Here is a 17,647-nt window from a genome sequence, read left to right on the forward strand (position 1 = left end):
CTCATAAAATAATTTAGTCATTCAGCGTATATTCCACATATATCAACGGTGCACCATATTGGTCACCATCATACGATTCCGCTATCCGTTCACCTGTCCCTGTTATAATGATAACCAGTGAATTACCACTTACCCATCCACTCTGGCCTGTGACTTCAGTAATTAATGTACTGATATCAGACGTTTTTTGTTTATGATTCGCCTCGCCAACCGTTCCCCAAGAATCAGGAGCCCAGGCCACCAATGCCGTAGTAAGTGGACGTGACGATATGTTTCCGCTTTCTTTCAGGAAAGTCCCTGCATTTTCTGAACGCTCTCCCTGAATAGTGAGCGCTGTATCTACAGATTTCACCTCGTCTGTCTGGAACTGAATGTAAGCATTAACAATGGTTGCACCTTGCGGAATGCTGATATTATTGAAACGCATTCCGATTATCTGATTCGATCCGTCATAGACGAGTTCTAAATCGCTGCTGGTCCTTTTTACCCGTCCATCAGCTTTCTCTTCTGCATCATCGGTACTAGCCTCAATACGTTGGCTCAAAACTTGGATACCTTCTTGGGTAACTGTAATGGCAACATCGTCAAAATCCTGTAGTTCCCCGTCACTGGCTGTAAGGCGCAGCACATAATCTCCTGCCATAGAAAACGAAGCAGTGGTCTGCGGCCCATTGGTCTCGGTAAAGGTAACGTCTCCTTCACCGCTGATTTTACTCCAGCTCATTGTTAGTGTGTTGTCCGGAATTTCATCGTCAGAAACACTACCTTCTAGTATGGCTGAATTAGGTATAATTATTAACTGATCCGGACCAGCCGAAACTATCGGTGGCTCGTTACCCGGAGTATAGGAATACTCTACATATAGCAGCGGTGATCCATCTTGTTCACCGTTATATGATTCGGCTACCCGTTCACCTGTTCCTGTAATGATAATCGCAAGTGAATTTCCGCTTGCCCATCCATCTTGGTTGATAATTTCAGTAATTATTGGCTGAATATTAGAGGTTTTCTGATTTATCCCTGCCTCTCCAACAAACAACCATGGGTCTGGGTTCCAAGCTACTGATGCTGTAGTACGCGGCCGTGATGAGATGTTTCCGTAATCTTTCAAAAATAACTCTGCATTATCTGAGCGCTCTCCCTGAATAATGAGAGATGTCTCTACAGACTTCACTTCATCGGTCTGGAACTGGATATAAGCATTAACAATGGTTGCTCCTTGCGGAATATTTATATTATTGAAACGTAATCCAACAGTCTGATCAGAGCCATCGTAGACGAGTTCTAAATCACTGCTGGTTGTTCTTACCTTTCCTGTATCTAGTTCTTCTGCATCATCAGAACTGACTTCGATACGCCGGCTCAAAACATAGACGCCGTCCTGGATGGCTACACTGATAGTCACATCATCAAAACTCTGCAGCTCTCCGTCACTGGCTGTAAGGCGCAACACGTAATCTCCCGCCATAGAGAACGAAACCATAGCTTGTGGATCGTTGGCATCGGTAAAGGTAGCATCTCCTTCTCCACTAATGCTAGTCCAGCTAATAGTTAATGTGCCGTCGGGAAGCCCGTCGTCAGAAACACTGCCTGTCAGAGTCGCTGAATGAGGCATGGTTATTGACTGATCTGCACCTGCCGTGCTCACTGGAGACTCGTTACCGATTGTGAAGGGAGGTAGTTCCAGCTCGTATACCATACCGTCATTTTCATTTGGATCACTGTCATTATCCACACCGCGTGCAGTTAAAAATAAACTGTTTACAGCAGAGTCTAGGCTGCTAGGTGCAATTGTCAGCCCGGATGGTTTTTTAGCGTCAATGATAGAAATATCAATGGAGCGAACTAGCTGGCCGTCTATGGTAGTCTGTATTATTAAGTCTCTGGGAGTTCCTACAATATATAGATTATTTGTAGTTATATCGTAATGGATACCTTCTGGGTTTATTATCCCTAAACTACTGGTATTAAAGCTAGTAACCTGATCATCGACGGCTACACCGTCGAATAAACCGTTAGCTCCAGGAGCAACTCTGTAGACCGTATCGGTTACCCCGTCCACTATAAACAGAGAACTCAAGCCATAGCTCACATCCTCTGGATCACTACTGTTAAAATCGCTTGTAGAAAACGACGTTACAATGTCATCAGATGTAAGACAAACACCATCGTTCCCTGGATCTATTTCATAAACTGTTTTCGTACCTGTATCATCTGAAATAAAGCAATGTTGATTCGAAGTGTTGATTGTTATACCGGTAGGCTCATCAGAAAATGAAATTGTTGAATAGCTATCGAGTAGGCTACCGCTGTTGCGGTCTATTTTAAATACGTTTACCTTTGAGTTGGGAAAAATAGCCATCTCATTGATTTCAGAGTCTGTAATTAACAAGCTATCTTCTGATGGTAAATAAACAATGCCCGCAGTATCGGGGCTAGGATAATTAGAAGTGTCAAATGCTTGAATGAGATTAGCCTCAACTTCATTCGCCATCAGATACAGAGGAGCTAACATTAGCGATATGCTAGTTAGTGCGATAGTTACAACGTAAAATGGAACACTAACCCTAGTTGACATACTCACTATTTTATTGATAAACATATTGTGACGCCTTTCATTATTGTTATCTCTTCAATAAGAATGCATAAAGATAATAGTTTTTAGATGGCACTTCTCATAAATATAGTTCAGATTTTGACAGTAAATTTGTGATTACCTCAAATAACGTACTCATTCATAATATTTAACAATAAAAATTTAGCTCCCTAAGTTAATTTATTGATGTATTCTCTTTTTTTAGTGTAATTAGATAGAAATAAATCAGCACGCTACGACCTTAACAGCTACATTCATCCGTCATCTAGATTAACCCCTAAACTTTATCTGTTTGGCGATAAGGATACCGTGATGCTATTTAAATCAAATGCCATAGCATTTATAAACTGTAATGTATTGTATTATCTGAAAGCTCGGTGGGAAATGTTACAGCAGTTTTGATCAAATCCTGGATGGATAGAGTTCTTACATTGACTTTATTGATCCTGCTACTAACCTTATTCATTGTAATAGCTGTGCTGGGATGGAAGGCCGATCGAAATTTGAGTATTCCGTCCAATGCACACGCCAAAAGTCGGCAATAAGTTTGAGTTGGCTAAGTGCAACAATTCGAGAGTAACCGCGGTAGGCAAGTTAATTCGTAAACAAATATCGATGAACAGCCACAACTCCGGACATTATGAAAAAGAGCAGTCTATGATATTGAATAATTATGCGTAATATGTGGTCGCGAGACAAAAAAAACAGGTATTTTGCGGAACAACACACTCATAAACGCTTGTATCGCTATCACCAAACTCTGTTAGCTCATGGGCAGCTATTTTCCAGTATTGCTTCTTCAAGCTTAATAATGATAGGAGCGGCTTATTGGCTCCAAGAATCAAATGTTGAGTCGTATAAAACCCTAGCTATAATTAATTGCCTTATTATTTATATCATATATCAACTCTTTGGTGTCTACCATCAATGTAACGGTATCTTATTAGGACGTCGCAGAAACTTTTTATTCGGACTCTGGGTACTAAGTAAAGCTTGGTTTATGGTCATCCTGTCCATGGTCTTTTTCACATACCTTATCAAAGCGTCAACTGAATTTGAAATAACCGTCTTTATCACTTGGTCAATATCTGGATTTTTTGCTCAAGCTGGACTATACGGTTTTGTTTATTTTGGGTCTAAAAAATATCAGTCTTACTTTAGAAAGCCGATTATCAGTGTGATCATTGGCGCCAATGATCTTGGTAAGCAACTGATAACGAAACTTCATAGTAATACTTGGCTAACTGAAAAAGTTGTTGGCGTTGTAGAAGACTCCTCGGGTGCTACCGTATCATGGGATAGCTCATCGCCTATTGTTGGAAAAATTAGTGAAATACGTGAAATTGTCCAGCATTACAATATTAAGCGCGTTTATATAACACTATTGTTAAGTGAGTCGAACAAAATAGAAGATATAATCAGCCTATTAGATAACGAATGTGTAGATATCATCTGGGTACCAGATATTTTATCAATCACTACAATTGATAAAAGTATTAGAGAGTTATCAGGACTTCCACTACTTGTATTATCCGGAAGTCCGATGAGAAATGTTAAAGCGGTGCTGTTCAAATCCTTGATGGATAGAATTCTTGCATTTACTTTATTGATCCTGTTACTACCTTTATTTATTGTAACAGCCGTGGCTATTAAGCTCACTTCGCCGGGCGCGGTATTCTTTAAGCAAAAACGGCATGGCTGGGATGGAAGAAATATCGAAATTTGGAAATTCCGTTCAATGTACACACCAAAAGCCGACAATAAGTTTGAATTGGTTAAGCGTAACGATCAGAGAGTAACCACTGTAGGCATGTTTATTCGTAAAACGAGCATCGATGAACTGCCACAACTCTTCAATGTATTACAGGGTAATATGTCACTCGTTGGACCAAGACCTCATGCTGTTGAGGTCAACCAATTTTACAGGCAACATATTCCAGATTTTATGCTGCGGCATCGTATCAAGCCCGGAATTACCGGACTTGCGCAGATCTGTGGGTTCAGAGGTGGTGATGATTGCACAATCAGAACTCTGGACATCATGGAAAAAAGAGCAGCCTATGATATTGAATATATAAATCACTGGAGTCTGCTACTCGACCTGAAAATTCTGTTACTTACACCGTTTAAGATATTCTCACATGACGCATATTAATTAATTCAGAAAACAACATGATAAGCAGCTGGAGGTTAACTGTGGCTAAGAATAACCGGAAAAAGATAATTCAGGTTACGGAATGTTTTGCTTATGGAACAGCCAAGTCGTTGAAGCAGTTATGCGGTCTGCTTAAGGGTGATTATGAAATAACGGTTTTCTACTGCCGCCGTGACGGAACAGAATCAGAACTTAAGGATATCGACTCTGATATAACATGGGTTGAAATGACTTCTGACGGACCTTTTCATCATCTAAGGAATATACTTCTGGTACGGAAGTTTATTGATCAAAATACCTTTGCAATACACGGGCATAGCAGCTACGGAGGCCTATATGCACGTCTGGCAGCAATAGGTAAGAATCTACGTTTTGTGTTTTATTCTCCTAGGGGCTACGCATTTCTTCGACAGGACCTGAGCATTATTACTAGGTTCATTTTTCTGCTTGGTGAAATATTCTTATCTTTTCTAGGGCATACAGTTACCTGCGGTATGGGAGAATTTAAAGTTGGAAAAAAATTCACCAGACGCATTTCTAATATTAACAATTCGGTAACAACCAAAAACAGACCAGTTCTTCCAAATGGTCGGGATTTCAAAGTAATTTCTGTTGGACGAATATGTTATCAGAAAAACTTTGATACTTTTCTAGGAGTCGCCACTGAATTAAAAGATAGCGAATTTACTTGGATTGGTTCATCCGACCCGAGCTATTTCGAGGAGATTATGAGTAAATACGGAAAACTGCCTGAGAATGTCACGATCATTGAATATATTGAGCAATCTGAGTTATTTAAACAAATAAGCGAGTCTTCATTATTATTTCATCCATCTCGTTGGGAAGGTTTGTCACGGGTTCTTATTGAGTCGCTGACATTAGGTATGCCCATAGTAACTTCAACTTGCCATCAGAATCTTGATTGCTTGTACCCAAGACGAGATGATGATGTATCTGGCGAATACAATAATGGATTTGCATGTAATAGTGTTGAAAACTATATCTGTGCTATCCAAACGTTAAAAAATAATCCGGAATTGGTTTCACAAATGAGGGCGTCTTCTTTCGCACTTGCAAAAAATTATTTCGACATTAATACCACAAAAATAAAATGGCTAAAGTTATATAAAGGAGAGTTTTAGAGTGAATATATCTCTCTCTATTAATCTTTATAGGATACGTAACTAATAATGGATAGACATTATCTAGCGAATACATTCACAGTATTAATGGCTATTGGTATAGTACTGGCTTGCATGCCGAGCCTTATGAGGATTGGTAGCTCGAATATAAGCCTGACCTATATTTATATATTGATATGCTTCATCTTGTTAATATTTACAATATTGAAAGATAAAACTATGTTGTCATTTTACCATTACGAAGCACGAAAAAACAGGGCGTTATTCATCTCTTTACTGGCCCTTTTTCTATTTCATTTATTACGTTTTATGACCAGTCCTAATGATGGGATAGTATCCAGGACTCTGATTTCACTGATTATATTCGTAACCAGCTATCTCTATTTTTCATTTATGTTCTACAATGACGGTAAGCTTTTCGAACGTTGCTATTATTTCATTACAATAGGTTTGATACTCAATCTTATTGCGGTTTTACTGCAGAAAATAGGCTTTGATCTGGGCACTTCTTTCTATGATGGTGATGATCGCTATACTGGTCTTTTTTCGAATCCGAATCAACTAGCAATCACTGCATCTACAACATTTATATACTATATAGACAAAATTGAGATACATAAACGCCCACTGAAAATAATCTTTGCTATCGGAATGGTAGGTGTTTGTTTCATATTGCAGCTCTTGGCTGGTTCTAAAACGAATATTATTGTTTCCTTCGTCATATTCATTGCCTTTTTTATTTTTTCAGTAACAAAGAAAACTATCATCCATTTTCTCTTCGGGCTTATTTTCTTGTTTATATCGTTATTTATTATCAAGGAAAGCGGTATTTTAATGGATGTTAATCCACGGCTTTTTGATATTTTATCAGTACTGTCGCTCGACAACGTTCTTGATTACCGAACTGTCGCTTCACGAATTGAAATGTGGGATTACTCATGGAACGCTGGTGTCAGTTATCCATATCTTGGGGAAGGGTTAAACAGTGACTTGCCCGGTCCTATTTCTCACAGTCATAATATGGCTATAGACTATCTGCGTATATTTGGTCCTGCCGGTATGGTTGGAATCATTTCCTTCATGTACGCCCTAGTCGCTTACCGAATATATATACCTGATAATCAGTCAGGTAACCAAAGAGCAAAAGTTTGTAAGTACTCCATATTCGCTTACCTTCTTGCCAATATGATGAGTGACTCCATGGGCCCTCAAACAGTGTTTTTTTTAGCTTTTTTTGTTTCTTATTTATCAGTCCATTCGTCTATGTTCACTAATCTTACTACTATAAAAGAAGTAAGAAAAAGTAACGCCATTAGAGAGATGCAATAATATGGAAATACTACGACCAGATCATGACACTCCATGGAGTAGAGAAAATGAGGTATCACTTCGGGACTACCTGATGGTGGTTCAGCGTGCATGGCGGAGAATATTAATACTGGCTATTAGTGTTAGCTTGGTTGCGGCAATAGTTGTCTCAGTCATGACGCCTATTTATCAGGCTAATGTCATGATTATATTCGAACCTCAGGCTCCGAAGCTGACCTCCATTGACGAAGTATATACATCGGATATTAGAGATAGTGAAGAGTATTATAAGACTCAATATGAGATATTGAAATCTCGACCTCTTGCAGAGCAGGTTATTACCACTTTGAATTTGGTTGATCATTTGGATAACGACGAAAACGACAATCTCAGTGGCGATATTAATCCGCATAACAGCTCCACTTTTCCCCTTGGCGACTGGGACTGGTTGACTCAAACTTTCGGTATAAGCTCGGCAGAACCTAGAACTGAGCAGCCACTAGAGCGTATGCACTTTGCTGTTAAGAAATATTTTGAAAATCTAAAGGTTTCGCCAGTTAAGAATACACAATTAGTGGAAATAAAGTTCAGTTCATCGGATCCTGAGTTGGCTGCTGCTGTCGCGAATAGCCATGCTGACGCCTATTTCCAGAGTATCCTAGATGCAAAACTTTCCATTACTAAGTCTGCTGAAAAATGGATGTTAACGCGGCTTGATAACTTAAAAAGTAATCTTGATGAGGCGGAACAAAGCCTTCAAGCTTTTCGGGAGAAGGAAAATTTGGTTGATTCAGAGGGCTTGCAGCATCTGCCTTCTCTGGAACTGAATGAATTGACGGTGAATCTAGTCGATGCTCAACAAGAATTGTCTTCGACAAAAAATACCTATTGGCAGGTTGCAGGTTGGGGGCGCGATTCTTCGGGTGCTATTGATTCTATGCCTTCCATACCAGAGGTGCTCAATGATCCATTGGTCCAGCAATTTAAGAATCAGCTGGGCGTAGCTAAACAAAAACTCAAAGAATTGGCAATACGTTATGGCCCGCTCCATCCAGAAATGGTTGTGGCTAGAGAGAATCTGAAAACGGTTGAAGATAATTTATTACGTCAGGTAGCTAGCGTTATTCAGGGGATCAAGAAAAAGTATGAAGTCGACATAGCTAATGAAAACGCTATTTTGGCTGCAATTAATATTACAAAAAATCAGTATCATGAATTGGGCTGGAAGACGTCGGAATTGGGCGCGTTGAAACGGGAGGTTGAAGCGAACCGTGAGTTATATGAGCTATTTTTCAAGCGAATTAAGGAAACCGCTGAGATGGGCTTTGCGCACTCCGTGAATGCTAGGATAATATCTCCTGCAATAGCGCCCCTTGAGCCAGTTAAACCACTGAAAGCGTTAACAGTTACAATGGCTTTTGCTATCAGTTTATTGGTTGGGCTTATTGTCTCATTTGTCCGTGATGCAATGGATAACAGCCTGAGGGATATTGGCAATGTAGAACTAAAGCTCGGATATCAGTTATTAGGTGTTGTTCCTTTGCTTAAATCAGGCAATTCCGGCGGTGAGCATAAATTGATCAGTAAACCGTTTAAAGAAGTTCAAGAGCACTCTTTTATCGAAGCTATGCGTTCTTTACATACTGGAATCGTTCTTAGCGGAAAGGCGAATAAGACTCTTATGGTCACATCTAGCCTGAGCCATGAAGGGAAATCCAAAATGGCAATTAATCTAGCTTACAGCTGCAGTTTATTGGAACGGGTAGTTCTTGTTGAGTGCGACTTGTACCATCCGATACTGGTTAACGAGTTCGAAATTGATGCAGATACACAGGGGCTAACGGAGCTCATAGAAGGCAAGCGATGTTTGGACGACTGCTTGATAGAGCGTGAAAACTTTCATGTTATTACAGCCGGTAGCCATACTTCGGATTCACGAGAGATCTTGGGTTCGCCCCAGTTTAAAGAACTGCTGAGGTCGTTAGCTTCAAGGTTTGACAGGATCATTCTTGATTGTCCACCAGTTCTGCTGGTCAGTGATTCGGAACTTATTTCCACATATACTGATATGGTGATCTACGTGGTTCGTACCGGTTCTACTCAAATAAGCCAAATCAAAAATGGATTGGAGAAACTGGCCAGGATAAAAGATCAGCCGATTAAGATTGTTGTTAACGGACTTGATGTGCCTTCTGCCGAAAAATATAGTGGTTATCGCAATTATTACGATGACGTCTATGAGCGATAAATTTGGTGTAGTGATGTGTGTAAATGACAACGTTTTTTGTCATTCTTTCGCAGGGAGATGCTCTTGATAATTGAGTTAGTAGGATGTACCAGTTCGGGGAAGTCGACGCTGCTGAAAAAAATAGTAGAAAGCCATCGAGGGAAGAATCCTGAAGTGATATCTGCTGAGGCGTTTGTTTTACGGGAAATGCATTTGACGTGGCTATCATGGGGTATATTGAGGCGGGTAGCTATGAATCTAATTGGTCTGGTTTGCTGTTTTCTTTCAAGTCGTAAGAATTTGATTTTGTTATGCTTTTCAGTTCGCCATCTTAAACGATTGCCTCCGTCAGTCAGTCTACTTACGCGCGTTAAAATTGCCCGTATATTGTCTCGAAATATCGGGATTTATGAGTTTATAGAACATTATGACAGGACGGGTTGTATCATCATTCTTGATGAAGGTACGTTACATATTGCACATTACCTGTTTGTTTACGAACAAGTTACTCCTGATCTTGAACAACTTAAGGAATTTGTGTCACTGGTGCCTAGTCCGGATGCGGTAGTGCACTTGTCTATATCTAAGAAAATACTTATTGAACGCACCATAGTTCGGGGACATGCACGGGTCACAGGAGGTTCGCTTGAATCTGTTGAGTCCTTTATTAGTCACGCTATCACAGTATTTAAATGCCTGGAAACATGTCCGGAAATTAGAGATAGGCTATTACTAGTTAACTCTGACAGAAATGTTAAGAGTGCGGCTTACGAAGGTTACAGGCCTACGATTTATAAAGTGATGGAAATACTAAGATCTTGGTGAAGGATAAAGATATGTTGGAACATAAATTGGTCAATGGTCGTGCAGCGGTTATTGCGCTGGTTGGACCTGAAGCTACAGGTAAGTCAACCATAGCCTTGGAATTAGAAAACTGGCTGGCGTTAATGTATAAGGTCCGAGTTGTTCATGCCGGTAAGCCGCCTACAACCTGGCTCACTCGTCCAGTGCATATCTTGTTGCCTCTAATAAAAGCAGTATTTCCGAAGATCCGGACTTCACGATTAAAGGGGCATGTTGTTACTCAATCAGCCTCCGGAACGAGCAATAGTGATCAGTGTGATAAGTCACGCCGATCCATTCGATTATCATTACTGGTAAATGCTTTCTGGGCTGTCTGCGTTGCTTGGGAGCGACGTCAGCTTCTAGTTTGGAGCCAAAAGGCTGCCAATAACCAAATTTTTATTGTGTGCGACCGTTACCCATCGTATAGAGTAGGAGCAGTGGATAGTACTAGGCTTACTATCAAACGGGAGCAGAAAGGGATTATTTCTGCGCTCTACAATCAATTAGCACGCATGGAAAGTCGTATTTACCAGCAGATTCCGGCACCGGATATTGTTCTGCAGCTAAACGTTTCACTAGAGACAGCAAAACAGCGAAACCGAGACCGAGTCAAAGTCGATAAAGAGGGCGATGGATATATTGAATCTCGTCGCAGGCAGATACAAGACTGGCATTGCATGGGAAGTGAGGTGATTCACTATATCGATACTGAACAGCCTTTTGTTGATACAGTAAAGCATGCTATTGAGGCTATTGAGAGTACATTATATGGGGGCTGAAATGTCGCGTTATTCCCGTGTACTTGATGGTGCTGCGTTAACAACGGCTGCAGTAATCATACAAGGCATCGGTCAAATTTTGTTGCTTGCGGTACTGGCCCGACATATTAGTCAGGCAGAATTTGGCCTAGTAACGGCGACATTGGTAGTGATCGGATTAGGGCGTCAATTTACGGAAGCGTTGATCAGGCCTGTGATTGTCCAACGAGAACACCTTTCTGTGCAGGATATCGGAACAGCCTCGCTCATTTCGTGGTTTTTTGCATTTGTTGCGTTTGCCTCACTGTTTTTATCTGCTTCATCGATCGGAAATTTATTTTCAGAGCCAGATATAGTGCCGGTTATTAAGGCTCTTTCATTTATCTTTTTAATTCAGGCTCCATCCCTGGTTGCAGAGGGATTACTGCATCGAGAATTAAAGTTTTCAAGTATCGCTTTTTCGGAAGTGACTTCATTTTTGCTGGGATATACCCTAGTTGGGGTGAGCCTAGCGCTGGAAGGGTTCGGTGTATGGGCTTTGGTATGGGCATATTTGGCTCAGGTTGGGATCAAATGTATTGTTATTGTCAGGCAGAAGCCTAAGACGTTGATAACTAGATTTGATTATTGTTCTTTTCGCCATATTATGCGCATGTCTGGTGGATTTAGTATCGCCAAATTACTGGGATATATAGCCACTCAAGTTGACTATCTAGTTGTTGCGGGAACGATGAATTCAGCTGCAGTCGGAATATACGGTAGAGCTTATCAGTTAGTTGGTATGCCTGCTATGTTGTTTGGTCAGGTGCTGGAGCGGATCATGTTTCCTATCTACTCTCGGCTTCAAAATAATCGACAAAAAGCAAAAGTTCACTATGGTCATGTTGTGGCACTCAGCGCAATAGTCATGGCACCTATGTCTGTTCTGTTTGTCGTGCTGGGTCCGGAGATTGTTCGAGTCATACTCGGACCTGACTGGTCTGGTGCCGTGATTCCATTACAGATATTGGCATGCACAATAATGTTTCGAATGGGGTATAAGTTGAATGACTCATTAACCAAGGCATCCGGTTTGGTTTATCAGAGAGTATTGCGGCTGGCCATTTATGCCTGTGCGGTTGCCGGTGGTGCCTTTGTGGGAGTGCCGTGGGGACTGCCGGGGATAGCTGTAGGAGTATCATTTGCCATTGTCCTTAATTTTTTTTTAATGACTCAGTTAACACTCGGATGGCTGGGAGCTACCTGGGGATGGTTTGCCTCAAAGCATATTCGTGCCGGAGTTTTTGTTTTGTGTTTTTTCCCTTTATTGCAGGGGACTGCATCGATATTACGCTTTTTTGAGACTGGCTATCTGGGAGTTCTGTTCGGTGTTCTTGCTATGTTCTGTATTGCAGTTAGTGTTATAGCAATCGTCAGACCAGCGATAATATTTGGGTCTGACTTACGCTGGTTTGTAAGCTTAGTCGCTCGACGTATTAAGCCAAAATCGAATGGTGAGCTACCTTCAAGTTCGAGGAATAAGGGAATCATTGTTGAGCTTAGTGGTTTAGCACCTGAAGAACAAAGAAATTTGCTTCAAATTGTTGTAAATAAATTAAATAGCTATGATATACCTGCATCTGACATATTAAAGCCACTAAGCCAAAAAAAATCATTGATTATTTATTATATAAGTTGTTTACACCTAGTTTTTCAGGCCGTTAAACGTGCGCCGCGGGTCACCCTTTATGAAATGTTGATGATCATTGGTTCCGAAAACGAGGTACAAAATAATGTGCTGGTTAGTGTAGTCTCTTTGTTGGCTTTCGGAGAACTTGTTTCAAAAGCACAGGTAACGCCGGGTGTTCATTTATTGGTTAGCGAGCCTGTTCAACAACTATCAATGCGTTTCAACCCAGAACTTTTTTTGGACATGACTGAATCTGAGGGGGAAATTATCTCACTAGCACACGATGTGGCGGGTGTTCTTATGTCAAATTGGCGTGCACGTAACGTTGAGGTTTGATGGTTGCGTCATCATTACGTGAGAACAGCAATGGACAACCATAAACTGACGGAAATAATTTGATAAGTGTGACAAACAATATAACAAAAAGGCCATCACGTTGAAATGATGGCCTTTATTAGTGCTATTTGACAGCGTTGTTATTTACGCGTCATTTTAGCTTTATTTGCTTTCAGTAAAGAAGTCATTATAAAGCATATACAAGTGAGCAGCACTCCACGAGAAGTTTGGCGCGCCTTGTTGTTCACCAGTTAGCGGGTTGTAGTTTTCACGAATCGGACCGTCTTGTACTAAACCGTCGGCATTGTCGAAGAAGGCTGTCGCCATTTCAACTGCATCTTCACGGTAACCATATTGCTCCATGCCTTTTAGACCGAAGTAGAATTGGTCAACCCATACACGACCACGCCAGTAGATGTCAGGACCAAAAGCAGGACTTGATATCGCGGCAGTACCAAGTGGCACGTAAGTATTGAACTCGCTAGTATCTTTCATTACTTTAACTACAGCATCAGCGTTGTCTTGTGTTGCTGCACCATTGAATAATGGTGACCAACCTTCAGGGCCTTTACCACGTTCAACGATAGGTTTACCGGCACAGCCATTGGCTAATGCTTTGTCTTCAATACGGATGTCGTAGAAGAAACCAGTGCTTTCGTCAAACATACACGTATTGATATAAGTTGCTAGGTTATCCGCTTTGCCACGGAATTCTTTCGCTTCATCATCTTTACCTAACATGTCAGCCATTTCAGCTAAATAGCGATTGTCGCTATACATGTAACTTGCTTGGTCAACAGACTCTTGTAATAACGAGTAACCAAGTAGGGTGCCATCTTCAGCGCGGTTTTGTGCAAATGCCACATCCCAATCACTGCGTTTGCCGCCATTTGCTACGTAAGCATCTAGCTGATCTTTATCGATGAAACCGAATGCGGCAGCATCATCACGACCAGACTCCCAAGACGCAGCTGTTTGTGCTGGTACTTCGATATGCTCAAAGTTACCCTCAGCAAGGGTCTTATTGTACTTTTCAATGCCCGCGTAAGTCGTGTCTTTACCATCACGTTTAACCGTGAATAACATGTTACCGTCAGTATCATTGTGGGCTTTATCGCGTGCTGCCCCGTATTCAGGTACACCATTACCGTTGTTATCACGGTTGCGTAACCACCAGTTATGGTAAGCCACTAGCTTCGGATACATTTCTTCGATCCAGGCTTTATCACCCGTGGTGTTATAGACTTCCATAACAGACCATGCTGCTAAACTTGGTTTGGTATTACGTTCATTCCAGTTACCACCGTCACCGCCACGTTCTGGACTCGTGTTGTAGGCTAATAAATCTGGAACATAGCCAGCGTCCCAAGGGCGAACTTGGTCATCGGCTTGAATTTGATAAGCGAACATGGCGCGAATGTTGTTTTTAGCGACTTCTGGGTTGAAGTGTGCCATTGCATACGCTTGTTTCCACGTATCCCACGGCCAAGTTTGGTTGCCCGAGAACCAACGCGCTGTTACAGAAGGCGTAACAGAATCAAACTTCATTGCACCAGCGACACCACGCCAGTTACCGTTTAATGTTTCCATTGCTTTCACGGCAACTCGCTCTTGTTCTGGTGTTGCGTGCGTATTGGTTAAACCTTTATTTAAGTAGCCTTCCCAGCGTTGTTCTGAAGCATTTAAATACTCAGTCGGATCCGCTAGTATTGCTTGAATGTTTGCTTGTTCAGCCTGGTTTTCTTCAGCTGTTAATACATGCGAGTAAGTTGTATAGAATGTCGTTGAACCTTCAATTTTTGCCGTTGAAGTGAACGCGTGATCTTCTATGACTGTTTCCATTGGAATTGATTTATGAATTTGATATTCAGAATCACCAGATGTTAACAGCGACCATGTTGCGCGTACTTTACCAAAAGTAACGGTTAACCCGTCATTTGTAGCGACAAGTGCACGATCATAATCTGGGTATGCTTGATCGATGGTCTTATCTGATTGTGATTTACCTTCTTTAGCATGATATTTTTCAAGTAATTCACCATCCCAAACTAATTCAACAGGCGATGCTGATGTTACTTTTGTTTCAAGTAATGAGGTACGGTTTGATGCAAAACGCAGTGTTAATTCAACCGTCACATCGTCTGATGTTAACTTCTGTACCAATGCGCCCGGTAAGCTATATGCGTCCATCGTAAACGCGACTTTTTTACCGTCTTTGAATACCGTTAAGCGGTCAAAGTTGTTCGACATAAAGTTGATGTATTCTTCAGTTAACAACGCAGTACCGGGGAAACCGCCCATGCCGTCGTCATTATCTGGTAGTAGGTGTCCGTGCCATGCGCCTAGGTCAAAAAATGGGTTAAAACGCTGGTGGTCATCAAAATCGTAATCGCGCATATATTCTGGAGAACCAGAGCGGTCGATAACATTTTTAAATTCTGTTGCTTGTAGCGCCGTTGCTGATAAAGAGCCACTGTCTGTTGAAAAAAATGATGACGATGTTGTTGTGCAACCAGTTGTCAGTACTGCTGCGCCAATCGCTAGCGCAATAAGTGATTTATTTAAGTTCATGATTTATATTCCTTATTACCAGTAGAAGTACTGCATTACAAACACTTGGTTATCAGAGTCTGATGTGTCGTTACCTAAGTAAAATTTGCTGTCCATTGCGGTTGCAAACTTACCATTACCGTATTCCCACCACACACCAGCATTGATGTATGAGGTTACTTCATTGTCGGCACTCTCTAGTTCATTATTTGCATAGTTATAGCCAGCAGATAGATAAACACCTTCTGTCGCTTCATACCAAGTACTGGCCATGAAACCTGTTTCTGTGCCTTCACTGTCATCATTACCTTGGTCTGTATGATGCCATACACGTGCTGCTACATTTTTGTATTCAGCACCAATTAAGAACATTTCACCCGCACCATCGGTAACTTCAGCGCCACCGAGTAAGGTCAGGTTTTCAAATAGGTCATATTGTACGTAACCATTTGCCATTGCTGCGTATGTGTATTTGTCAGCGTAGCGGTCGTATTTACCAAAGTTAACGATCGCATCATCTTCATCAAACTTGCCTTCTGGCGCAGCAGAGATGCTATAGCGTAATTTACCTTCTAGGTTCTGTACTTTAGCTGCGAAGTTTAGGTCACGTGTGTTTGGTACCGTATAACCATACTCAACTGTTGCATCACCCCACCATTGAATATCATCTAAAGAGGAGTCATTACGGCCAACGATGATTTCTGTTTTTCCATCTGTACGGTAACCAACGTAAGCACGGTTAAAGCCGCCTTCAAAACCACCCCAGCCATGCCCTGTTGCCCATGGTTCACCCTCGCCATCAACTTGTACAGTCCAGCCTTCTGCATAAAGTAAACCAAACCAATTACCCATCTCCATTTCAAGGCCAGCTTCAATATAAGTACCATCGCTGTAACGACCCTTGTCATCACCTTCTAGTGCTGAGTGCCCACCGACACCGAGTTCACCGTAAAAATTAAAGCTTGGTGAGCTTATTTCTGGTGGTTGATTTGAATTGTGTGCAGGAGAAGTAACTTCTTCTGCATTGGCATGTAAAGCTGCAAAAATACAACTAGTAAGGACTGTTAATTTAGTGAAGGTTGCTCTCATTTTATTCGCTTCTCTTTGTTTAACAAATGAAGATGATGCAAGATAGCCAATGCAATAAGACTGACTAAGTTTGCAAGTTTGAATGGAGTCTACAGTCAATTTTAGTTTTAATTAACCTATTTTAGGTTTCATTTACTAAAGTTTTACTAAAGTGTGATCCGTTTTAGTAAAGTTGCACTTTGTTACATTAAAAGGTAAATCATGGCTAGATATTATGATTTATAGGCATACGTGAATAACTGCACAGCGCAAGAAATTGTATATAAAATAGTGATTTTGTAACAATAAGAAGGAGATAACAGAGGAAGTGCGTATTAAGGTAAAGTACCAAACAGAGCATGTCAGCTTGTCTGATACTTCATCTCAATGTTGATATCCGCTTATTATGATAATTTAGGGCGCGGATTATCGTGTAGGGGTAGAGCGTTCGATTTCTTTTTATATTTTAATTTTTGCTTCAGTTGAATTATTACTTTTCGTTAACCGCTTTCGTGATAGCTTTAATTTTCTTGCTAATTTCACGGCGTTCTTTAGACAGCTCAGCACCATTAATGATGTGGTCATCAACACGGTCTTCATAGTCTGATTTCATGTTTGCAATGATTTCAACAATCTCAACTTGCGTTAGTTCAGGCTTAAGATAATCAAGCAGGTTATCAAGTAGATCAACACGTTTTTGGTTATCGCGGATCTTCTTATCGTTATCGTGAATTTCACGTTTTAGCTTGTTTTTACGACGAGCACTTTTTACTACATCAAAAGCGTTATTCATTATGACACCCTATTCTTATGAAAATTTATGAAAAAGAAACCATCGTTAATTTAACAGGATAATGCGCTAAAAGCTCTGTGTTTTTGACCTTATTAGCGCCAACTTTCAAATTTTTGCACTGAATCAAAAATGGTTATTTTATAAACCGCACAGTAAAAATGCCGCTTGTGGTATTATTAATGGATAACTTATTGAAGGA

10 protein-coding genes are annotated in these 17,647 nt (G+C 40.9%); 6 read left to right on the top strand and 4 right to left on the bottom strand.

What is annotated here, in order from left to right; all coding sequences use genetic code 11:
- Positions 1–13: 13 nt before the first annotated feature.
- Complete coding sequence (locus HWV00_RS05595; RefSeq protein WP_211685143.1) at positions 14–2,602, bottom strand: hypothetical protein; 2,589 nt, start codon at positions 2,600–2,602, stop codon at positions 14–16.
- A gap of 667 nt (positions 2,603–3,269) precedes the next feature.
- Between HWV00_RS05595 and HWV00_RS05600 the strand changes: the two genes are divergently transcribed.
- The 6 genes from HWV00_RS05600 (at position 3,270) to HWV00_RS05625 (ending at position 13,037) form a co-directional block, all read left to right on the top strand.
- Positions 3,270–4,751 (top strand): undecaprenyl-phosphate glucose phosphotransferase, encoded by a 1,482-nt coding sequence (locus HWV00_RS05600; RefSeq protein WP_211685144.1) that lies wholly within the window; start codon positions 3,270–3,272, stop codon positions 4,749–4,751.
- Positions 4,752–4,792: 41 nt separating this feature from the next.
- On the top strand, positions 4,793–5,893 hold the full coding sequence (locus HWV00_RS05605) for a glycosyltransferase (RefSeq protein WP_211685145.1): 1,101 nt from the start codon (positions 4,793–4,795) through the stop codon (positions 5,891–5,893).
- A 219-nt stretch (positions 5,894–6,112) separates the two neighbouring features.
- Positions 6,113–7,222: an O-antigen ligase gene (locus tag HWV00_RS05610; protein ID WP_211685146.1), complete on the top strand. Its 1,110-nt coding sequence runs from the start codon at positions 6,113–6,115 to the stop codon at positions 7,220–7,222.
- Position 7,223: 1 nt separating this feature from the next.
- Positions 7,224–9,449 carry a polysaccharide biosynthesis tyrosine autokinase gene (locus HWV00_RS05615; protein ID WP_211685147.1) on the top strand — a complete coding sequence of 742 codons (2,226 nt, stop codon included), beginning with the start codon at positions 7,224–7,226 and terminating at the stop codon, positions 9,447–9,449.
- 815 nt (positions 9,450–10,264) lie between these two features.
- The gene (locus HWV00_RS05620; protein ID WP_211685148.1) at positions 10,265–11,053 is read left to right on the top strand and encodes a hypothetical protein; all 789 of its coding nucleotides are present in this window, start codon (positions 10,265–10,267) and stop codon (positions 11,051–11,053) included.
- 1 nt (position 11,054) lies between these two features.
- A complete protein-coding gene (locus HWV00_RS05625; protein WP_211685149.1) occupies positions 11,055–13,037 on the top strand; it encodes a lipopolysaccharide biosynthesis protein in 1,983 nt (660 codons plus the stop codon).
- Positions 13,038–13,199: 162 nt separating this feature from the next.
- Here the strand turns inward: HWV00_RS05625 and ygjK are convergent, their stop codons facing one another.
- The 3 genes from ygjK to HWV00_RS05640 form a co-directional block, all read right to left on the bottom strand.
- The gene (gene ygjK, locus HWV00_RS05630; RefSeq protein WP_211685150.1) at positions 13,200–15,608 is read right to left on the bottom strand and encodes an alpha-glucosidase; all 2,409 of its coding nucleotides are present in this window, start codon (positions 15,606–15,608) and stop codon (positions 13,200–13,202) included.
- A 15-nt stretch (positions 15,609–15,623) separates the two neighbouring features.
- On the bottom strand, positions 15,624–16,676 hold the full coding sequence (ygjJ, locus tag HWV00_RS05635) for a protein YgjJ (RefSeq protein WP_211685151.1): 1,053 nt from the start codon (positions 16,674–16,676) through the stop codon (positions 15,624–15,626).
- A gap of 469 nt (positions 16,677–17,145) precedes the next feature.
- A complete protein-coding gene (locus HWV00_RS05640; protein WP_211685152.1) occupies positions 17,146–17,448 on the bottom strand; it encodes a DUF496 family protein in 303 nt (100 codons plus the stop codon).
- Positions 17,449–17,647 lie beyond the last annotated feature (199 nt).

This window comes from Moritella sp. 24, assembly GCF_018219155.1.
Classification (GTDB): domain Bacteria; phylum Pseudomonadota; class Gammaproteobacteria; order Enterobacterales; family Moritellaceae; genus Moritella.